This window comes from Streptomonospora sp. PA3 (genome assembly GCF_009728995.1).
Lineage (GTDB): Bacteria > Actinomycetota > Actinomycetes > Streptosporangiales > Streptosporangiaceae > Streptomonospora.
Map to the genome: position 1 here is coordinate 396,389 of NZ_VTZW01000009.1, position 19,148 is coordinate 415,536.

The following is a 19,148-nucleotide window of genomic DNA, read 5'->3' on the forward strand; positions in this document are numbered from 1 at the left end:
GATGCCGCCGGCCGCTCCGCGGTCCGCGCACGACAACGAACGACCTGGAGGTGGACGGCGATGAGTACCGACGCGACCCGTCCCGCTGCCCGAGGGCGCGCGGCCGGAGCGAACCTCGCGCTGGCGACCGCCGCGTTCACCCTGCTGTTCTGGGCCTGGAACCTGGTCGGACCGCTGGCGCCGGCCTACAGCGAACGGTTGGGCTTGACGCCCACCCAGACGTCGGTGCTGATCGCCTTCCCCGTGCTGGTCGGTTCGCTGGGGCGCATACCCGTGGGCGCCCTCACCGACCGCTACGGCGGGCGGGCGATGATGGCCGCCGTCTGCTTCGTCTCCATCGTGCCTGTCCTACTCCTCGGCTTCTTCGGAGACTCCTACGCGGCACTGCTCGCACTCGGCTTCTTCCTCGGCGTCGCCGGGACCTCCTTCGCGGTGGGCATTCCATTCGTGGGGGCGTGGCACCCGCCCGAGCGGCGCGGCTTCGCCACCGGCGTCTTCGGCGCCGGTATGGGCGGCACCGCCCTGTCGGCCTTCCTGACCCCTTACCTCGCCGGACTCCTCGGGATAACGGCCACGCATGTTCTGATGGCGGCGGCCCTGGCCGCGATGGGGTTCGTCATGCTGCTCTTCAGCACCGACCCGCCCGGTTGGCGGCCCAGCACGGCCCCTGTGCTGCCGCGGATGAAGCAGGCGCTCGGCATCAAGGCGACCTGGCAGAACATGCTGCTGTATGCGATCGCCTTCGGCGGCTTCGTGGCGTTCTCCACCTACCTGCCCACCCTGCTGAACACCGCCTACGACTTCGCCCAGACCGAGGCGGGGCTGCGCACGGCGGGTTTCTCGTTCACGGCCATCCTCGCCCGCCCCCTGGGCGGGGTGCTGTCGGACCGGATCGGCCCTGTACGGGTCTGCCAGATCTCCTTCTTCGGAACCGCCGCCTTGGCCGTGGTCCTGGCCTTCCAGCCTCCCGCGGAGATCCCGGCCGGAACCGTCTTCGTGCTTACGGCCTTCGCCCTGGGGCTGGGCACCGGCGGCGTCTTCGCGCTCGTCGCCCGACTCGTGGAGCCCGAGCGTGTGGGCACGGTCACGGGCATGGTGGGGGCCGCCGGAGGACTGGGCGGTTACTTCCCGCCCATGGTGATGGGGGGCGTGCTGGAGTTGACCGGGGCCTACACGATCGGGTTCATCCTGCTGGCCTGCGCAGCACTGGCCGTGGCGCTGTACACCTCCCGCGCATTCCGCGGCGTTCAGGGCCGGGCGCCCAGCGCCTGATGGACCGCGACTCCTACCCCGACCGGGGCGCGGGACCTATGGCGGTGGCGCACTCGAGCGGCTGGTCCAGCTGCAGGCGCTCCCTGAGCAGCTCCACTTCGTGCAGGAAAAGCCGGGGAAGACGGGGTACCGCTCCCTTGCCGCCGAAGGCGCCCCGCGGCGCCTGTGCGGGGAGCCGTTGTCACCGGACGGGCACAACGCGTGTGGTCCCCGGGGTCACGCTGGCCGATCGGCCGCGGCACTCGACCGTGAGCGGCGGCAGCGCTGAAGGGGGGACGGTCACCCGCACCCGGGCGGCGTCGATGTCGAGGCGCACGCTGCGATGCCCCGCGTAACGCAAAGAGAAGGACAGCCGCGGCAGTTCGGGCGGCAGAGCGGGCCTCAGGAGCAGGATCCCGTCCTGGAAGGACAGGCCGGTGTAGCAGCGGATGAGGACGTCGACAGTGCCGGCCATCGCGCCGAGGTGGATGCCCTCAGCGGTCGTGCCGCCCTGGATATCGTCGATGTCGGAGTGCAAGGCCTCGCGCAGGAAGCCCCAGGAGGCCGCCCGGTCGGTGCGGGAGAGCACCCAGGCGTGCACAACCGCGCTGAGTGTGGAGCCGTGGGAGGTGCGGGCGAGGTAGTAGCCGACCGTGCGCGGGATTAGCTCAGGATCGTCGGCGCGGTCGCGGTAGCCCAACCCTCGCAGAAGGGCCCGCAGCTCCTCGGCCGAGAGCAGGTAGAACAGCATGAGCACGTCGGCCTGCTTGGAGGCGCGATAGCGGTTGCAGGTGTCGCCTTCGGCCTCCAGGATGCGGTCGAGGCGGCGGATGTCGTCGTAGCGGCTGCGGTAGGCGGCCCAGTCGAGTTCGGCCAGGTCTTCGTAACCGGCGAACTGGCTGATGACGCCGTCGTGGAAGGGCACCCGCATCCGGTCGGTGATCCGGGCGAAGCGCCTCGTCTCGGCCCCGGTCAGCCCGACCCGCTCCCTCAGCCGCCGGCGCGCCGTGTCGGGCAGCTCCGCCAGGGCCTCCAGCGCCCGCTGCAGCACCCACACGGTCATGACGTTGGTGTAGGCGTTGTCGTCCAGCCCCGGCTGGTCGCTGTCGGGGTAGCCGTCGTGGTACTCGTCGGGCCCCATCACCCCGCGGATCACGTAGCGGCCCAGGCGGCGGTCGTAGGTCGCGAGGCCGGCCAGCCCCCGGGCGGTCTCCAGCAGCAGCTCCGCGCCGAACTCCTCCAGAAAGGCCGCATCGCCGGTGATCCGGTAGTGCTGCCAGACGTTGTAGGCGATCGCGATGCCGACGTGGCGTTGCAGGTGGGAGTTGTCCTCGTGCCAGCGGCCCGAGCGCGGGTTGAGGTGCAGTCGCTGCGTCTCCTCGCGGCCGTCGCTGCCGCTCTGCCAGGGAAACAGTGCTCCCCGCAGGCCGTGGGCGGCTGCGGCGGCGCGAGCCCGGGGGAGCCGGCGCCACCGGTAGCGCAGCAGCGCCCGCGCGGTCTCGGGCAGGTGCAGGTTCAGCAGCGGGAACACGAACAGCTCGTCCCAGAACACGTGGCCCCGATACGCTTCGCCGTGCAGGCCCCGCGCAGGTACGCCGACGTCCAGGTCGCAGGTGTGCGGCGAAAGGGTCTGCAGCAGGTGGAACAGGTGCAGGCGCAGGATCCGGCGGTCGTCGGCGCCGCCGGTGTCGATCGCGAATTCCTGCCACAGGTGGCGCCAGGCCAGCGTATGGGCCTGCAGCATGTCGGCGAATCCGCGCACCCGGGCGAGTGCGGCGCGCGCGGCGGTGAGAGGGTCGCTGATGGCGCGATCACGGGAGGTGTGCAGCGCGACGGTCTTCTCGACGGTCACCGGGCGTTCGCGGACGGCCTCGATCTTCAGGTCGCAGCCGATCCAGTCGGGTCGGCGCTCCACGGACTCCGCGGTGGGCTGGGGCCCGCCTGTCACGCGGGTGCGCGCCGCCAATGCGATACCGGTCCCCGAGGCGGTCGTCTCCGCACGCAGCCACGTCTCCGCCGGCGCGGAGCCTCCGGTCCCGCAGGGCAGGAGGTGGCGGCCGTTGAGCTGCCGATAGCGCAGCACACCGGCGTTGGTCACGGTCCCGTCCAGCGCCGAGCGCACCTGCAGGGTTCCGCTCCAGTCCAACGGGGTGAACTCGGTCTCCAGGGCCGCGAGGTGCGGCTCGGCCATGGAGACCAGGCGGCGTTGGCGGACGCGGGTGGTGCGGCCGGCGCCATCGCGGTAGCGGAACGTCCGGGTGAGCACACCCGTGCGCATGTCGAGCGCGAGGCGCTGGTCGGTCGCCTCCGCGCCGTCCTCGCCCAGCCATCGATCCCCGTCCGTGCGAAAGGTCAGCGGCAGCCAGTCGGGGGCGTTGACCATGTCTTCGTTCTCCACCTCCCGGCCCGCGATCCGAGAGGTGGTGCGGTTGTAGCAGCCGGCGATGTAGGTACCGGGATAGTGCACGCCGTCGCACGCCGACTCGGGGGCCGCGCCGCGCGTGGCGAGGTAGCCGTTGCCGAGTGTGCACAGCGCTTCGCGCAGGCCCTCCCGAGCGGGGTCGAACCCCTCGAAGGTCAGCGTCCAGGAGTCCACTCGCCCTCCTTCCGCCTGGCTGCCCTCAGCTCTGCGAGGTCGGAGACCACGACGTCGGCGCCGCGCGCGTGGAGCTGTGCGGCCTGCCCGGCCCGGTCGACCCCGACGACCAGGCCGAAGCCTCCGCGCGCACCCGCCTCGACTCCGGCCAGGGAGTCCTCGAACACGGCGGTGCGGGCGGGCGGCGTCCGCATCCGGCGGGCGGCTTCCAGGAACAGGGCGGGGTCGGGTTTGCCGGGCAGGTGCAGCCGCTCGGCGTCGCGGCCGTCGACGCGCACGTCGAAGAGATGGGCGGCGCCGGCCGCCTTGACGGTCAACGCGCAGTTGCGGCTGGCCGAGACGACCGCCGTGCGTACACCCGCCTGGCGCAGGGTCTTGAGTAGCGCGATCGTCGACGGGTAGGCGCTGACCCCGTAGGTGCGGATGCAGTCCAGGAAGTAGCGCTCCTTGCGGTCGCCGAGCGCGGCGACGGTCAGCGAGCTCGCATCGGCGGTCCCCTCTTCGGGCAGGACGATCCCGCGCGAAGCGAGGAAGGTGCGCACGCCGTCCAGCCGTGAGCGGCCGTCGACGTAGTCCAGGTAGTCCTCACGCAACGCGAAGGGGACATATCGCCCGCCCTCGCTGCTCTGCCGGGTGCGCAGAAAGTCGTCGAAAGTGCGCTTCCAGGCGGCGGCGTGGACGGAGGCGGTGTCGGTGAGGACGCCGTCCATGTCGAAAGCCGCCGCAGTGACCTCCTCCAACGCGATCACAGCGTCACTCGTGTGCCCCACGTCGCCTTCCCTCACCCCGGTCCTCCTGGTGGACGGCGTCGCTGCGCCGGCCGCCGATCCGATGACCGCCGCACGCCCTCCTTCTCCATTCGACTGAAACTCCGGGCGTCCGACCAGGGACATCGGACGGCTGGCAGGGCGTCGTAAGCCCCGCGTCGGCACGGCCTTGCGGCCCGTCGAGTCGGGGTCGTTGGTACCTTCGCCGTGGCGGCCGAGACCGCCCGCTTCGCCGCGCTCCGGCGCTACGCGGCGGGGTCGCAAGCCCCTCAGAGTGTGCGCCAGGTGATGTAGGGCGGCAGGACGTCGTCGATTTGCCAGGTGATCCGGTTGTCGACCGAGACCACGCCCTCCAGTCCCGCGGTCATCCGGGTCAGGCACTGGGCAGTGCTGCGATGCAGGACAGAGCCTGTGAGTGTGACCTCGCCGTCGTGGACCGAGGCGGCTGCCGCGGTGCCGCTGACCGCGCTTGTCGCCACGCCGATCTCGCGCTCGACCGCGTCGGCGATGTCGTCGTCTGTTCGAAGGAACACCCGCAGCAGATCCCGGCGGGCGGCGATACCCAGGATCCGGCCGTCGTCGTCGACCACCGGCAAGCGTTTGACACCGTGCTTCTCCATGAGCCGCGCGGCCTCGACCACCGACGCGGTCGGCGCCACCGTAACCGCCGGGCGGGTCATCAGCTCGGCGGCGGTCGTGCTCGCCGCCTTCTCCTCGGCGGGTTCGGCCAGGACGCCGCCGCCACCCAGCCGTGCACGCATACGGGCCCGGGGCGGCGGCCGGTAGGCCCGGAGCCCGCCATTGTCCGCGAACTCCTCCTTGTGCAGGAGGTCCTCCTCGCTGACAATGCCCACCACGCGGCGCTCCGCGTCGAGCACCGGCAAGGCGCTGACCCGCCTTTCCACCAGCGTACGGACAGTATCCCGGTATCCTGCGGCCTCATCGACCGTGGCGACGTCGGTCGTCATGACGTCGCCGACTGTGCTGTCCATCGGGTCCCCCCGTTTCTGTCACGGAAGTCCTTCGGGCGTCCGTGGCCTATCGCTTCCACGTCTCCACGATCCGCCGGTGCCGGGTTTCGCTGACAGGGGCGGCACGCCCGCAGACACGCGACCTCTGCACTTGTGAGCACGGGACCTCCGTCCCACGGGTCGAAACCCAGCACGCGAGGCCGCGAGGGAACCGGGAACGCGTTCGACGCCTGTTTCCGTTCACCTGGCGGTGGAACCCGAGTGCGGAAGCGTCGGGAATAGATACGGGCGGGGGTATCGTTGGACCCGGCGAAAGGCGGTGAAGAACCATGGAGATGTCCCCTGCCCTGGTGGGCGATGCGCTCACCCGGCTGCGCCGCGCCCAGGGCCAGCTGTCGGGTGTGATCTCGATGATCGAGAACGGTGAGGACTGTGCGGCGACGCTCACCCAGCTCGCGGCGGTTGCGCGGGCGCTGGACCGGGCCGGATTCAAGATCGTGGCCAGTGGGATGCGGCACTGCCAAGCCGCGCGCGAGCAGGGGGACGAGCCGCCCATGACCGAGGACGAACTGGAGAAGCTCTTCCTCGCGCTGGCCTGAGGCGAACGCGGCGTGTGGGCACGCCGCGTTCTCTTTTGCCTTTTACATACCCCCGGGGGTGTGGAGCGCTGGGTGGTTTTCCGGGGGCCGAGCGTCGCCGCCGCGCGGCGAGGACTGCGCCGCAAGTCGGACGAGCCGCCCGCTTCATCCCCGGGGCCGCCTACCCGCGCGCCGAGCAGCCGCCCACCGGCGGCACGACCGTAAGGAAGTGATCAGCATGAACCCGGACGCCATCCGCGTCGAGGTGATCGAGACCTCGTCGCTGGGTGATCGCAGCTATCTGGCCACCGACGGCGACGTGGCGGTGGTCGTCGACCCGCAACGCGACGTCGACCGCGTCCTCGCCCTGGCCGGCCGATTGGGTGTGGAGATCACCCACGTGGTCGAGACCCACGTCCACAACGACTACGTCTCCGGCGGGCTGGAGCTGTCGCGGCTCACCGGCGCCGACTACGGCGTCGCGGCGGCCGACGACGTGCCCTTCCGCCACACCCCGCTGAGCGACGGCGACACCGTCGAGGTCTCCGGAGGCATGCGGCTGCGCGTGGTGGCGACGCCGGGCCACACCTTCCACCACCTCTCCTACGTGCTGGAAAGCCCCCGCGGTGCGCAAGGAGTGTTCACCGGCGGGTCCCTGCTGTTCGGTACGACCGGGCGCACCGACCTCCTCGGCAAGGAACACGCCCAGACGCTGGCCCGCCACCAGCACGCATCGGCGCGCCGGCTGGCCGACGTGCTGCCCGACGGCGCAGCGATCTGGCCCACCCACGGCTTCGGCAGCTTCTGCACCGCCGCCCCGGCCGAGACCGACGACTCCACCCTCGGGCAGGAGAAGCGGTCCAACCCCGCACTGCGCCTGGCCGCCGAGGAGTTCGTCACCGAGGCGCTGGCCGGGCTGGACGCCTATCCCGCCTACTACGCGCACATGGGCGTGGCCAACCTGACCGGCCCCGAACCCGTCGACCTGCGTTCCCCTGACCGCGCGGCCCCCGACGAACTGCGCCGCCGGCTGGAGAAGGGGGAATGGGTGGTCGACCTGCGCCACCGCACGGCCTACGTCCAGGCACACCTGGCCGGCACCGTCAGCCTCGGTCTGGACGGCCCGATGACCACCTGGCTGGGCTGGATGATCGACTGGGGCGCCCCGCTGACCCTGCTGGGCGACTCCCCCGACCAGATCGCCCGCGCCCAGCGCGAACTGGTACGCATCGGCATCGACCGTATCGAGGCCGCGGCGAGCGGTTCGCCCGAGGACCTCGCCGCCGACCCCGGCCAGATCCGCCACCTGGCCTCCGCCGACTTCACCGACCTGGCCGCGGTCCTGTCCGAGGGCACCGAGGAGCCGTCGCGCCAGAGCGAGGTCGTGCTGGACGTGCGGCTGAACAACGAGTGGAACGCCTCCCACATCGCCGGCGCCGTGCACATCCCGCTGCCCGAGGTGGCCCGCCGCATCGACGAGATCCCGCCCGGGCGCGTGTGGGTGCACTGCGGCAGCGGCTACCGCGCCGCAGCGGCGGCGTCCCTGCTGGACGGGGCCGGCCGCGACGTCGTGCTCATCGACGACTTCTTCGCCAACGCCGCACCGAGCGGCGCGCCCATGGCCCAGGCCTGAACCTCCGCACCGCACCGAAAGGACATCCGTCAATGTCACACGGCTCCGGCGCGGAGATCGGCGTCGACGAGACCCGCACCTTGCTTGCGCACAACGCCGCCACACGGCTTATCGATGTGCGCACGCCCGGCGAGTTCGCGGGTTCCCGCATCACCGGGTCCTGCAACGTCCCGCTCGAGTTGCTGCGCGAGCACCGCCGGGGGCTTCGAGCCGCCCACGGCGACCCGGTCGTCCTGGTCTGCCGCAGCGGCACGCGCGCGGAGGAGGCCCGCCGGCTGGTCGCCGAATCGGGCTTGGCGGACGTACACGTGCTGCGGGGCGGCATCGCGGCCTGGGAGAGCGCCGACGCGCCGCTGGTGCGGGGGCGCGGTGCCTGGGCCATGGAGCGCCAGGTACGGCTGGCGGCCGGAACGATCGTCCTGCTGGCCGTGGTGGCCAGCTTGCTCGCCGAGCCGGTGAAGTGGCTGGCCGCCGCCGTCGGTGCCGGGCTGGTCGTCGCCGCCGTCACCGACACCTGTGCCATGGCGCGGGCGCTCTCCCTGCTGCCGTGGAACCGGGCGGCGGCCGGCGGCGATCCGGCGGCGCTGAGCGCGCTGACCGCGCCCGCCGGCGAACGGGGCTGAGATGCGCGCCATCACCGCGGCGGGGGACGGGAGGTGACGGCGATGGCCGCGGCGCTCGCGTTCGGTCTGGTGATCGGAGTCCTGCTGGGGCTGCTCGGCGCAGGCGGCTCCATCCTGGCGGTGCCCGCGCTGGTTGTGGGCGTCGGCTTGCCGATGGCGACCGCCGTACCTGCGTCCCTGGTGGTGGTCGGGGCCTCGGCGCTGGCGGGGTTGGTTCCGCGGCTGCGGCAGCGCAGCGTGCGCTGGCGGGTCGCCCTGGTCTTCGGCGGCGCCGGGCTGCCTGCCGCGTTCGTCGGGACCGCGGCCGGGCGCCTGGTGCCCGACCGGTGGCTGATGCTGGCGTTCGCGCTGCTGATGGTCGTGGTGGCCGTGCGCATGCTGCGCAGCGGGTCCCAAGAGGGCGGGGCCTGCCGCACCCGTGCCGGGGGCGTCGACTGGCGCAGCTGCCTGCCCAAGGCGTTGGCCGCGGGTGCCGGGGTCGGGTTCCTGACCGGGATGTTCGGGGTCGGCGGCGGGTTCGTCGTCGTCCCGGCGCTGACGCTGCTGCTCGGGTTGACCGCGGGCGAGGCCGTGTCCACCTCGCTGGTGGTGGTCGCCGTCAACGCCGCCTCGGGGCTGGCGGCCCACGCAAGTGCGGTCTCCGGCTTGGACTACCAGACCATCGCCGTCTTCGCCGCTGCCGCCGTGGCCGCGTCACTGGCCGCGGGACGGGTGGCCGGGAACGTCCCGGCCGCGCCCCTGCGGCGCGCCTTCGCCGTCCTGGTGCTGGCCGTCGCCGGAGGCGTGGCCGCCGCGGCCCTCACGGCGCCCGGCCTGCTCACCGCGTGAGCGACGCCTGGATGAGTGGACGGTTCGCCCCAGGGAGGCGCCGAACCCCGCTGGCCGAGTGGTCTGCGGGGTCCGGCGGTGATGATCCGGGCGGAGGCGGGCGGCCCCTGCCCGTATGGCGCCTGGTTCAGCGCAGGGCCGGGTAGCGGCGCACGATGGGTAGTGCGGCCCACCGGCGGCCCAGTCCCGCGGTGTCGCCCGCGTGGATCAGGGCGAGGCCGACCATGGTCAGCGCCATGATGAGGTGGTCGTCCATGAATGGGTTGTTCTCCGGCGGCAGGACAGCGCTCCACATCAGCACCAGCATCAGCGCTCCCGAAGCCGCGCCGATGCGCATGCCGATGCCTAGCAGGAAGGCCAGGCCGATGCCCAGCAGGCCGAGCATGAACAGCCAGTCGGCCCAGGCGGCGCCGGCGAAGGACTGGTAGATCCCGGAGAGTGGGCCCGCGGTGGCCTCGGCCAAAAACCCTCGGGTGGGGCTTCCGCCCTCGACCCAGGACCCTGCGACGGGAGTGGCGAACCCCAGCCCGAGCAGCTTGTCGAGGAAGGCCCACAGGAAGGTCCAGCCGATCGCCAGCCGGGCGGCGGCGAAGACGGCGCGGGCCGCCGGGGAGTCGACGATGTCGCGGGCCGCATCGGCCGCGCGGGCCGTGGCGGGTGTCCGGTGGATGTTGTAGGAGGCCATGTCCCTGTCCTTTCGGGGGCCTGCGGTGGTGGTTCCATAGAACGCCGGATCCCCCTGGGGGCGGCAGGGGCGAGGGCACCGTCGCGGCGGGACCGAGGTCCCCTCAGCGCCGAGACATGGGCCCCTTGCCCGCCCCGTGGGGCCGGGGCGGCGCCGTGGCGGACAGCGGACCGCTCGGCGTGTGGGAAGCGCGTCCGCCGACGCGGCGGCCGGTGACCTGCTCGGCTTCGATGCGGACCCAGGCTTCGCGATCGCCGCCCGCCCATGGACGCAGGGAGTGGTGCTCGCGCAGGGCGGCCAGTTCGGCCGCGTCCTCGACGAGGCGGGCTCGCCCCGCCACGAGCACGCTCCAGCCCTCGCTCATGGTGGCGTCGAGCCGGTCGACCTGGAAGCTCATCGGTCCTGAGGCGTTTTGGGCGATGATTCCGTCGGAGGCGGTGCGGAAGACCACCGCGTCGCCGCTGAGCCCGTAGTTCACCGGAAGAACGAGCGGAGCCGCGCCGGCGGCCTCGGCGAACGCCACGCGGCCGACTCCGCCGACGCTGATCAGCTCCCGGCACTCGCCGGCGGAGAGCGCGCGGATCTGCGGCCGGGGCACGGCGGTGGAGGCGGCACCGGGCGGGGTGTCGGTGTCGGCGCCCAGCAGGTGGTCAGGGGACGTGTGCAGCGCCTGCGCCAGGCGGTACAGCGACTCCCGACTCGGGCGCGCCGGGTGCTCCTCCAGATATCGCACATAGCCCGGGTCCATGCCGGCGCGCGCGGCCACCTCGGCCCGGGTCAACCCCAGCTCGGAGCGGCGGTGAGCAATACGGCGGGACCTGTCTCCGCCGTCTGCATTGCGTCCTTCATTCATCGCCTTACCTCTGCCTTCACCGTTCCTGCAGCTCAACGTGGCCTCCACTGCATCGTCGCGCCGGTGGCGGAGGGCACGCCATGGGGCGTCGCGCCCCTCGGCGAGGGCCGTAGGTCCCCGCTGCCCGAGAGCTCGGGACGTAGGCCCTCCGGCTGCAGGAACGATGGCGCTGACGCGGCACAGGTGCCGCGCGGAGACTGGTGGCGACACCGCGACCACACGGCTCGGTGCTTCTCCGAGGAGGCGGTCGTGGAAACCGGGAGCGAGCACGTCGTCATGCGTGTCGCGGTCATTCAGCCCCATAGAGCCGACGGGCCGGTCGACGGCGCTGCGGCACCGGATGAGAGGACCACATCATGACCACCGGCACCGAAACCGACCGACCCGGCGGACCCGTCCCCGCACCGGACGTTGCGGCGGAGATCGTCGTCGGCGTCGACGGCTCGCCCGCGAGCCGGGCGGCGCTGGACTGGGCTGCCCGGGCTGCGGCCGACCGCGGGCTGGGCCTGCTCGTACTGCACGCGTTGAGCATGCCCCTGTTCGCGGTCCCGCTGGGCCGTACCGTGCGCATGACGCCCACCCCCGAAAGCGCCGCTCACGCAGAGCGCCTGCTGGAGGACTGCGTCCAACACCTCGGCCGGACCCGCCCCGGTTTGGCGGTGCGCACCGAGGTCTCCTTACTGGACCCTTCCCATGCTTTGCTCGCCGCCGCGCGCCGTGCCGCGATGGCGGTCGTGGGGTCGCGCGGCTTGGGCGGTGTCGCATCGGTGTTCCTCGGCGCGGTCGGCGTCCGCGTCAGCGCACATGCCCCCTGCCCCGTCGTGGTGGTGCCCGATCCTGTGGCGGCGGCGGACGACGAGGCGGCCAACAGATACGAGACCGGCAGAACGGTGGTCGTAGGGGTCGACGGTTCCGCCGGAGCGGAGGCCGCGCTGGGCTTCGCCCTGGACGAGGCGTCACGAACCAACGCGGAACTGGTAGCCGTGGGAGCCTGGATGATCCCGGCCCCCCTCGACGCCACGGCGTTCGCCGTCTCGGCCTACGTCACCGACCGCGAGGACGCCGCCGTGCGCGCCGACAAGCACGTCCGCGCGCTGGTGGAGCAGACGCGCACCGCCGACACCGCCGACGTCCCGGTCCGCGTAGCCGTGGTCGAGGACCATCCCGCCCACGCTCTGCTGGCCGAGGGTGCCGGCGCCGACCTCATCGTGGTGGGCTCGCGCGGGCGCGGCGGATTCGCGGGCCTGCTGCTGGGCTCGGTGAGCCAGACGGTGCTGCACCACGCTCGGGTCCCGGTGGCGGTGGTCCGCCGGCGGCCCGAAGGCGGCGCCCAACGCTGAACCGCGGATCGCGGTCAGGCGAGGTCGTCCTCGCCGAGGGGGGCGCTCCAGCACAGGCGGGTGCCGCCCCCCGGGCGGCGCTCGGCCTCGAACGCGCCGCCGCAGCGGGCTGCGCGGTCGGCGAGATTGGCCAGCCCGCTGCGGCGTCCCCCCTCGGTCAGGCCCACGCCGTCATCGGTCACCTCGACGGTGACGGCGTCGTCGACCAGGACGCGGATCTGCACCCGCGAGGCGGCCGCGTGGCGGGCGACGTTGGACAGTGCCTCGCCCAGCACCGCGAGCAGGTGTTCGCCCACCTCCTCGGGTACGCGGCTGTCGATGGGGCCCTCCAGCCGCAGGTCGGCGGAGAACCCCAGCGGCTCGGTGGCGGCGTTGACCACGTCCAGGATCTGGTTGCGCAGCCAGGGGCGGTCGCCGTTGGCGTGCTGCAGCGCGAAGATGGTCGAGCGGGTCTGGCGGATGGTGTCGTCCAGGTCGTCGACCGCCTGCTGCACGCGGTGGGCGGGCTCCGGGGCCTCGATCCGGCGCACGCAGCCCATCAGCGACATGGCGATGGCGAACATCCGCTGGATGATGACGTCGTGCAGGTCCTTGGCGATGCGGTCGCGGTCCTCCAGGACGCTGAGGCGCTCGGCGTCGCTGCGCGCCTCGGCCAGCTCCAGTGCGACCGCCGCATGGCCGGCGAAGGTATGCAGCATCCGCACGGTGGTTGGCGGAAACGGCGCCGCGCCCGGACTGCGGCCCATGATCAGTACTCCGCGGGCGTTGTCGCCGGCGCCCAGCGGCACCAGCAGCGCAGGCCCCAGGCCCAGTCCCTCCAGGAGGGGTGCGGGCTCGCCTCCGGGGCGGCTGATGTCGGTGCCGAGGGGCTCTTCGCTGCGGAACGCCCGCCCGCTGAGCGTGCCGTCGATCACCGCGGTGCGTCCGCGGATCAAGGGCGCGTCGGGCCCGTCGGCCACCCGGACGCCCAACCGTTCGCCCGCCTGTTCGGGAGCGGCGATGGCCACCAGGTCGGCGTCGGACATGCTGCGAGCCCTGCGTGCGATCAAGTGCAGCACCTCATCGGGGTCGGCACCGGTCAGCAGACGCGTGGTGATCTCGTCGGAGGCGGCCAGCCACGTTTCACGGCGCCGGGTCTCCTCATAGAGCCGGGCGTTCTCGATGGCCACGCCGGCGGCGGTGGCCAGGGCGACCACGATGGCCTCGTCGTCCTCGTCGAAGTCGGCGCCGCCGGTCTTCTCGGTGAGGTAGAGGTTGCCGAAGACCGCGTCGCGCACGCGGACCGGAACACCCAGGAACCCGCGCATCGGCGGATGACCCGCGGGGAACCCGCGGGACTCGGGGTGGTCGGCCAGTTCGCGCAGGCGCAGCGGTTGCGGCTCCTTGATCAGCAGTCCGAGGATGCCGCGCCCCTGGGGCCAGTGCTCGATGGCGGCGATCTGCTCCTCAGTGAGGCCGACGGGGATGAACTGCTCCAGCTCCCCGTCGTCGCCGATGACGCCCAACGCGCCGTAGCGGGCCTCGACCAGGTCCATGGCGGCTTCGACGATGCGGCGCAGCAGCGTCTCCAGGTCCAGGCCGGTGCCGATCATGACGACCGCGTTGAGCAGCGAATGCACCCGGTCGCGCGTCAGCATCACCGCGCTGAGGCGGTTCTGCAGCTCGGAGAGCAGCTGGTCGAGCTGCATCTGCGGAATCAGCATCCGCATACGTTCCGTCTCGGAATCATCGCCGGACACGTTTCACCTCCGAGACGCCGGTGCGCGCCGCGAGACAGGGCCGCGGCCGTGCCCTTGGTGCCGATTCTAGGGTGGGGGTGTCCACCCTGGGAAACGGTCTTCCGGCCTCGATGAGGACGAGGAGATCAGTGAGTGACGACGCGTCATCCTCGCGGCGCGAACTCCATCGCATCGACGGTGAAGCGGAAGAACTCGCCCTGCTTGAATCGTGCGGAGCCGAACCACCAGCCCGCCCGTCCCCGGGAAGGGACGGTCACGCCGCCGAATGTGGCCGCGGCGAGCACCTCCATTCCGAACGGAACCTCCGACCAGCGTCCGCGCTCCTGCTTCCACCGAGGCAGCGAGACGGAGCGGAGCGCTCCGTCGTGGTCCGTCAGCAGCGTGAGCGGCACATCGCCGTGGGACGTGGGCACGGTGGCGACGGCACAGTCGGGCGCGGGTGAGCTCCAGACGATATCGCTGTCGGGCACGAGCGCAGTCGGCAGCCACACGCGCTCAGCGACGGCGCGCCCCAGCGCGCTGCGCGCCAGGTTCCCCTCCTTCGCCCGGAGCAGTGGTATGAGGCCCAGCAGGTCGACGCGCAACCAGGCGCGGCCGTCGTCATAGCGGTCGGCGACCCGCAGCAGCCCTCCGGCTACGGTCGCTTGCCACAGGAAGCCCCGGTCGGCGTCGATCACCTGCTCGGCGCGGAAGGGCAGCCACATCCCGGCGCGGATCCAGCCGTGCATGCGCAGTCGAACGCTACGGAGTGGCGGAGTCCCCGGTGCGATCGCGTGGGCGAGGTAGCGCCGGGCCGCCTCCGGCACGTGCCCCGTGGCCGAATCCGGTACGGTTCCCTCGTCCGCTCGGCCGGTCGGCTCGTGTCGCCTCATATCCGCATTTCCCGCGCGGTTGCCGGGGACGTGCGGCCGCGGACTCATCGCGGCGTCGGGGAATCGGCGGGTCGGGCGCCGTGCGGCGTCGGCCGCCCGAGCCGCAGGATCATCTGCGGGTGTGCATCCTCGCAGAGCCGTTCGGCGATGAAGGACCGTAGGAGGGGCTCCTCCAGCGGCTGGGTGTGGAATGCGGCCGACACTCCTTCTGCCGTGGCCGCCAGCAGGATCCGCTCCAGCGCCTGCCCCGCGGCCAGCCAGGCGTTGCGGGTGTCCTCGGCCGTGGTCAGCAGCGCGACGGTGCCTGTGACCGCTCCCGGCGCGTCGAGCAGGCCCCGGATGCGCTTCTGCCCGTAGTCGCGGCCGGCGAAGAGGGCGCCATCGGGGTCGGCCGGGAAGTCTTCGGCGTGCACTCCCTCAGGCGAAGGGCTGCCGGAGGGCCGTACCCAGCGGGCGAGTTCGTCGGATCGGGTGCGTTCGTGGCGGTGCAGGTGCTCGGCGGCCGCTACCAGCCCCGCCAGGGAGCGGACGAGCGGTTCGTCGGTTAGGGGAAGCAGGGCTGCGCCCTCGGTAGCAGCGGCGGCGATCAGGTCGCGCACGAGGGCGACGTCGTCGACATCGGTGGTGAAGAGGCCGCGGTGGGTGTGGCGCCGCGCGATGGCCGCGGCGTGCGCCCGCGTATCGTCGTCGGGTTCGGCGGCGCGGCCCGCCGCGACCTCGGCGAGCCGGCCGGGGCGGTCCGGGTCGGGCAGGATCGCGACTTCGGGGATCACGCCCTCGGCGCGCAAGGCGGCCCGGATGTTGTAGAGCGCCGCGCCGCAGCTGAGAACCAGTTCTCGGGATTGCGGGTCGGCGACGTCCAAGCGGCTGTCGGGGTCGGCGATCACGGCGAGGCGGTCGCGCTCGTCGCTGATAATCCAGGGACGGCTGTTGCACACCGAGGGGGCGCGCTCCCCGGCTCGCAGCGCGGCCTGCAGTGCCTCGTGGCCGGTGGCGGAAAGGTCGGGTGAGTTCATCGTTCATCAGCTCCGGTCTGCGGCAGTGCCGGCGGTTGCGGCTCGCGCATCTGCAAGCGTGAGCGGTCGGACCGACGCGCTCTCGTGCGGGGTGTCGGGCGGTTGCCGTGCTCGGCGTGGTCTGTCACCTCCAGCACACCCCATCGGCGCCCGGACCGGCAGGGTCCGATGCTGGTCCCAAGGGTGCCGGAGGTCCCGTCCGAGTCGGCTGCCGGCCCCGTTCGCCTGTGAAGCGCGGCATCGGCCCTCCTCAGGACTGGTCGAAGACAACACGGCTGACTCCCGGAACCGTCCGCGCGATGTTCGCGGCCGTACGGCGCTGCTTCGACGTCGCTCCCGCACGCGCCAGGTGCACGACTCCCTCGTGCACCTCCGCGCTCCACGGCTTCATGTAGGGGGCACCGGCTTCCAGCGCGGCGCGCAGGTCGGCGCCGACTTCGGTGTCGGGCCGACAGTGCAAGCGCAGCAGGTCGCCGCGGCCGACCATGCCCACAACGCGCCCGTCGCGCACCACCGGCACCCACCGCAGTCGGTTGCGCACCATCATTTCGACCAGTCGGGCCACGTCGGCGTTCTCCGCCGTCGTGACCACGTCGGAAGTCATCACGTCGGCGACACGCTCCGGCAGAGGCACGTCGGGTTCAGCCACCGGCGACGCGGAGGCGCGCGGATCGGATTCGTACCCCTCGCGCAGCAGGTCGATCTCGGTGACGATGCCGAGCAGGACGCCGTCCTCGTCGAGCACCGGGGCGGCCGCCGCGCCGCGCTCCACGAACAGCCGGGCGGCCCGGCGCACCGGCGTATCGGGGGCGAGCACCGCGCGCGGCGCGGTCATCACGTCTGCGACCAGCATGTTTGACTCCTAGAAGATCTCGGTTTCCTCAGCGCTCGGTCGTATCGTCACGCGCCGCCGGCGAGTGTCCCCTTTCGGCGCTCCGGGGAGCACGTCTTCCGGAGCGGCGGGATCCTGCCTCGAGGTATCGACGACGACCGCCTCGGGCCACTCGGCGAAGGCCGCCTCCATTCGTCGGGCGATCCGGGCGTCGGCATCCGAGACCGAGGCCTCGTGTGCACGCCGATCCAAACGCCGATCGATCTCCTCGTCGGGTGCGGTGCAGCGGATCTCCGCCAGGTCCGCCCGTGCCTCCTCGGCGAGTCCCCGGGCGCCGCGGCGGTGCCGGGTGTCGGCGAAGGAGGCGTCCAGCACCACCGACTCGCCCATGGCCAGCAGGCGGCGGGCCCGGTCGAGCAGGTCGCGGTAAACGGTGTCGGTGTTCTCGGCGCTGTAGAGGCCCTCGCCGTGGGCGGCGGCCGCCGACTGCATCGGGTCGACCCCGGCGCGTTCCTTGCGGACCCGGTCGCTGCTCAGACGCACCATGCCCAGGCGGTCGGCCATCTGCCCGGCGAGCGTGGACTTGCCGGTCGCCGGGGTGCCGCCGACGACGACCAGTCGGACCGCGTTACCACGCAGGCGCCGCAGGCAGAGGTCCGCAAGGAGGCGGGCCTCCTCGGCGGCGCCTTGTCCGCCTTGCTGGGCGCGCAGGCAGGCCACCTTGGCGCGCACGAACGCGCGGTAGGCGATGTAGTGGTGGTACAGGGCGGTCGGTGCGGGATCGCCGGCGAAGTCGGCGTAGCGATCCAGGAAGGAGTTGGCGGCCTCGGCGGCTCCGAGCCGTTCGAGGTCCATCGCCAGAAAGGCAGCGTCGTCGAGGCCGTCGACGAAGCGGAGGGCGTCGTCGAACTCCAGGCAGTCCAGGATGCGCGGTCCGTCGTCCAGGCAGAAAACGTCGTCGGCGAGCAGGTCGCCGTGGCCGTCGACGACACGGCCCTGGTCGATACGGGAGGAGAACAGGGCGTGCCGTCCGTCGATGAAACGCAGAGCCAGGCGCTCGATCTCCTCGGTCCGTCCCTCCAGCACGTCCTGCGGGAACGCACGCACCTGAGCGAAGCTGTCGCTCCAGCGTCCCCGCAGGGCGCAAGCTGCTCCGTGAGCGGAGATCTCATCGCCGCGGTTGGCGTCGGCGTGGAAGGCGGCGAGGACGCGGGCGACGCGCCGCAGTTGGGCACCGACATCGGAGCCGTCGCGCACCAGGGTGGACAGTCGCCGCGCGTCGGGCATGCGGCGCATGGCCACCAGGTGGTCGACCGCGCGTCCCTCGGCATCGCTGACGTCGAACACGCCAACGTAGACGTCGGGCGCCAGCCGGCGGTTCAGTTCGACCTCGCGATGACAGGCCGCCAGGCGCCGTTCGCGGGTGCTGTAGTCGAGGAACCCGAAGTTCTCGGGCTTCTTCATCTTGTAGGCGCGGTCTCCAACGAGAAAGACCACGCCCGCGTGGGTCTCGTGGACGGCTGTATAGGGCGTGAACGCCGGGGCGGTCGGTGGCATGGGGTCCGTCCTTGTTCGGTGCGGTCGCCGCTGCTCTTGCCTCGTCGGGCATGCGGACGCGCCCGCGAAGGCAGCGTGTCCAGTTCACCGCGGCGCTGCCGCCCGGGTCAGGAACCGGAGGTCGGCGGCGGTCGGGGCCAAGGTCACCGTCGATCGCCCGCTCACCCAAAGCCGCGGTGCCGCGCGGACGTAGACCGTCCGCGCGGGGCGCCGTCGTCCGCTCCGCCGCCGGAGTACCGGTCCCGGCGGCGGAGGACCGGCCGCAGTTCTCATAGTCCTACGTAGGGAGGCATGAGGTCGTCGGTCTCCCACGTGACCTTGCTGTCGACGGATACCACGCCCTCGATTCGGTTGATCAGCCGGGTGAGAGTGTGCGTCGTGCTTCGGTGGTGGACCGTGCCGGTCAGGGTGACGGCTCCGTCCTCGACCGCGGCGGTGATGTCGGTGCCTTTGACCGTGCCGGCGAGGAAGTCGATCTCCTCTTGGACGGCGGCGGCGATGGCATCGTCGTTCTGCAGGAACACCCGCAGTAGATCGCGCCGGCCGACCATGCCCACCGGCCTGTTGTTGACATCGACGACGGGCAGCCGCTTGACGCCGCGGCGCTCCATCATCCGGGCCGCCTCCACGACCGAGGCGTCGGGAGTGGTGGTGATCGCGGGGCTGGTCATGAGTTGGGCGGCGGTGGTGGCCATGGCCTTCTCGTCGGAGCGTTCGACCAGCATGCCGACGCCGGTGAGCTTGGCGCGCAGACGCGCGCGCAGGGGCGGCCAGTAGTTGCTATCGCGGTCGGTGTCCTTGAACTCCTCTTTGTGCAGGAGGTCCTCCTCGGAGACCACGCCCGTGACGCGGCCCGTTCCGTCGAGGACCGGCAGCGCGCTGACCCGCCGTTCCAGAAGCGCGTGCACGATGTCCTTGTAGCCGGTGTCCTCGGTGACTGAAGCGACCTCGTCCGTCATGACGTCGGCGACCGTCGTTCGCATCGTTTTCTCCTTGATCCGTGCCTG

The 19,148-nt window shown here is 72.1% G+C and carries 17 protein-coding genes; 6 read left to right on the top strand and 11 right to left on the bottom strand.

The annotated features are described in order from the left end of the window. Positions 1-60 precede the first annotated feature (60 nt). The gene (locus FZ103_RS10110; protein ID WP_156000439.1) at positions 61-1,272 is read left to right on the top strand and encodes a NarK/NasA family nitrate transporter; all 1,212 of its coding nucleotides are present in this window, start codon (positions 61-63) and stop codon (positions 1,270-1,272) included. Positions 1,273-1,453: 181 nt separating this feature from the next. Here the strand turns inward: FZ103_RS10110 and FZ103_RS10115 are convergent, their stop codons facing one another. The 3 genes from FZ103_RS10115 to FZ103_RS10125 form a co-directional block, all read right to left on the bottom strand. After that, positions 1,454-3,847 carry a glycoside hydrolase family 65 protein gene (locus tag FZ103_RS10115; RefSeq protein WP_186356087.1) on the bottom strand — a complete coding sequence of 798 codons (2,394 nt, stop codon included), beginning with the start codon at positions 3,845-3,847 and terminating at the stop codon, positions 1,454-1,456. After that, positions 3,829-4,617, bottom strand: coding sequence for an HAD-IA family hydrolase (locus FZ103_RS10120; protein WP_343233461.1), 789 nt, complete (start codon positions 4,615-4,617; stop codon positions 3,829-3,831). The genes FZ103_RS10115 and FZ103_RS10120 overlap by 19 nt, the downstream gene beginning before the upstream one ends. Positions 4,618-4,883: 266 nt before the next feature. Then, positions 4,884-5,582: a CBS domain-containing protein gene (locus FZ103_RS10125; protein WP_255429870.1), complete on the bottom strand. Its 699-nt coding sequence runs from the start codon at positions 5,580-5,582 to the stop codon at positions 4,884-4,886. Positions 5,583-5,914: 332 nt separating this feature from the next. Here FZ103_RS10125 and FZ103_RS10130 point away from each other — a divergent pair, with 332 nt between their 5' ends. The 4 genes from FZ103_RS10130 to FZ103_RS10145 all read left to right on the top strand — a co-directional run bounded on the left by FZ103_RS10130 (position 5,915) and on the right by FZ103_RS10145 (position 9,247). After that, positions 5,915-6,184, top strand: coding sequence for a metal-sensitive transcriptional regulator (locus tag FZ103_RS10130; RefSeq protein WP_156000442.1), 270 nt, complete (start codon positions 5,915-5,917; stop codon positions 6,182-6,184). Positions 6,185-6,401: 217 nt separating this feature from the next. After that, the gene (locus FZ103_RS10135) at positions 6,402-7,796 is read left to right on the top strand and encodes an MBL fold metallo-hydrolase (protein WP_156000443.1); all 1,395 of its coding nucleotides are present in this window, start codon (positions 6,402-6,404) and stop codon (positions 7,794-7,796) included. Between the two features lie 32 nt (positions 7,797-7,828). Continuing rightward, positions 7,829-8,419 carry a rhodanese-like domain-containing protein gene (locus FZ103_RS10140; protein WP_156000444.1) on the top strand — a complete coding sequence of 197 codons (591 nt, stop codon included), beginning with the start codon at positions 7,829-7,831 and terminating at the stop codon, positions 8,417-8,419. Positions 8,420-8,461: 42 nt separating this feature from the next. Then, positions 8,462-9,247: a sulfite exporter TauE/SafE family protein gene (locus FZ103_RS10145; RefSeq protein WP_156000445.1), complete on the top strand. Its 786-nt coding sequence runs from the start codon at positions 8,462-8,464 to the stop codon at positions 9,245-9,247. 127 nt (positions 9,248-9,374) lie between these two features. Here the strand turns inward: FZ103_RS10145 and FZ103_RS10150 are convergent, their stop codons facing one another. Together FZ103_RS10150 and FZ103_RS10155 are read right to left on the bottom strand one after the other, a co-directional pair. Beyond that, on the bottom strand, positions 9,375-9,932 hold the full coding sequence (locus FZ103_RS10150; protein WP_156000446.1) for a DoxX family membrane protein: 558 nt from the start codon (positions 9,930-9,932) through the stop codon (positions 9,375-9,377). A gap of 103 nt (positions 9,933-10,035) precedes the next feature. Further along, positions 10,036-10,785: a pyridoxamine 5'-phosphate oxidase family protein gene (locus FZ103_RS10155; RefSeq protein WP_156000447.1), complete on the bottom strand. Its 750-nt coding sequence runs from the start codon at positions 10,783-10,785 to the stop codon at positions 10,036-10,038. 356 nt (positions 10,786-11,141) lie between these two features. Between FZ103_RS10155 and FZ103_RS10160 the strand changes: the two genes are divergently transcribed. Next, positions 11,142-12,125: a universal stress protein gene (locus tag FZ103_RS10160; RefSeq protein ID WP_156000448.1), complete on the top strand. Its 984-nt coding sequence runs from the start codon at positions 11,142-11,144 to the stop codon at positions 12,123-12,125. 14 nt (positions 12,126-12,139) lie between these two features. Here the strand turns inward: FZ103_RS10160 and FZ103_RS10165 are convergent, their stop codons facing one another. The 6 genes from FZ103_RS10165 to FZ103_RS10190 form a co-directional block, all read right to left on the bottom strand. Then, positions 12,140-13,834 carry a GAF domain-containing protein gene (locus FZ103_RS10165; protein WP_156000449.1) on the bottom strand — a complete coding sequence of 565 codons (1,695 nt, stop codon included), beginning with the start codon at positions 13,832-13,834 and terminating at the stop codon, positions 12,140-12,142. Between the two features lie 173 nt (positions 13,835-14,007). Beyond that, positions 14,008-14,784, bottom strand: a complete 777-nt coding sequence (locus FZ103_RS10170; RefSeq protein WP_343233462.1) for a DUF6544 family protein — start codon at positions 14,782-14,784, stop codon at positions 14,008-14,010. Further along, complete coding sequence (locus FZ103_RS10175; RefSeq protein ID WP_156000451.1) at positions 14,781-15,752, bottom strand: Acg family FMN-binding oxidoreductase; 972 nt, start codon at positions 15,750-15,752, stop codon at positions 14,781-14,783. The genes FZ103_RS10170 and FZ103_RS10175 overlap by 4 nt, the downstream gene beginning before the upstream one ends. 250 nt (positions 15,753-16,002) lie before the next feature. Then, complete coding sequence (locus tag FZ103_RS10180; protein WP_156000452.1) at positions 16,003-16,605, bottom strand: CBS domain-containing protein; 603 nt, start codon at positions 16,603-16,605, stop codon at positions 16,003-16,005. 9 nt (positions 16,606-16,614) lie between these two features. After that, positions 16,615-18,141: an AAA family ATPase gene (locus tag FZ103_RS10185; RefSeq protein WP_156000453.1), complete on the bottom strand. Its 1,527-nt coding sequence runs from the start codon at positions 18,139-18,141 to the stop codon at positions 16,615-16,617. A 269-nt stretch (positions 18,142-18,410) separates the two neighbouring features. Beyond that, complete coding sequence (locus tag FZ103_RS10190) at positions 18,411-19,124, bottom strand: CBS domain-containing protein (RefSeq protein ID WP_156000454.1); 714 nt, start codon at positions 19,122-19,124, stop codon at positions 18,411-18,413. Positions 19,125-19,148 lie beyond the last annotated feature (24 nt).

What these genes read in the sequence shown, in the direction of transcription:
- FZ103_RS10110 (WP_156000439.1), top strand. Translation starts at nt 61, where the DNA reads ATGAGTACCGACGCGACCCGTCCCGCTGCCCGAGGGCGCGCGGCCGGA.
- FZ103_RS10125 (WP_255429870.1), bottom strand. Translation starts at nt 5,582, where the DNA reads ATGACGACCGACGTCGCCACGGTCGATGAGGCCGCAGGATACCGGGAT.
- FZ103_RS10130 (WP_156000442.1), top strand. Translation starts at nt 5,915, where the DNA reads ATGGAGATGTCCCCTGCCCTGGTGGGCGATGCGCTCACCCGGCTGCGC.
- FZ103_RS10135 (WP_156000443.1), top strand. Translation starts at nt 6,402, where the DNA reads ATGAACCCGGACGCCATCCGCGTCGAGGTGATCGAGACCTCGTCGCTG.
- FZ103_RS10140 (WP_156000444.1), top strand. Translation starts at nt 7,829, where the DNA reads ATGTCACACGGCTCCGGCGCGGAGATCGGCGTCGACGAGACCCGCACC.
- FZ103_RS10145 (WP_156000445.1), top strand. Translation starts at nt 8,462, where the DNA reads ATGGCCGCGGCGCTCGCGTTCGGTCTGGTGATCGGAGTCCTGCTGGGG.
- FZ103_RS10150 (WP_156000446.1), bottom strand. Translation starts at nt 9,932, where the DNA reads ATGGCCTCCTACAACATCCACCGGACACCCGCCACGGCCCGCGCGGCC.
- FZ103_RS10155 (WP_156000447.1), bottom strand. Translation starts at nt 10,785, where the DNA reads ATGAATGAAGGACGCAATGCAGACGGCGGAGACAGGTCCCGCCGTATT.
- FZ103_RS10160 (WP_156000448.1), top strand. Translation starts at nt 11,142, where the DNA reads ATGACCACCGGCACCGAAACCGACCGACCCGGCGGACCCGTCCCCGCA.
- FZ103_RS10165 (WP_156000449.1), bottom strand. Translation starts at nt 13,834, where the DNA reads ATGCGGATGCTGATTCCGCAGATGCAGCTCGACCAGCTGCTCTCCGAG.
- FZ103_RS10170 (WP_343233462.1), bottom strand. Translation starts at nt 14,784, where the DNA reads ATGAGTCCGCGGCCGCACGTCCCCGGCAACCGCGCGGGAAATGCGGAT.
- FZ103_RS10175 (WP_156000451.1), bottom strand. Translation starts at nt 15,752, where the DNA reads ATGAACTCACCCGACCTTTCCGCCACCGGCCACGAGGCACTGCAGGCC.
- FZ103_RS10180 (WP_156000452.1), bottom strand. Translation starts at nt 16,605, where the DNA reads ATGCTGGTCGCAGACGTGATGACCGCGCCGCGCGCGGTGCTCGCCCCC.
- FZ103_RS10185 (WP_156000453.1), bottom strand. Translation starts at nt 18,141, where the DNA reads ATGCCACCGACCGCCCCGGCGTTCACGCCCTATACAGCCGTCCACGAG.
- FZ103_RS10190 (WP_156000454.1), bottom strand. Translation starts at nt 19,124, where the DNA reads ATGCGAACGACGGTCGCCGACGTCATGACGGACGAGGTCGCTTCAGTC.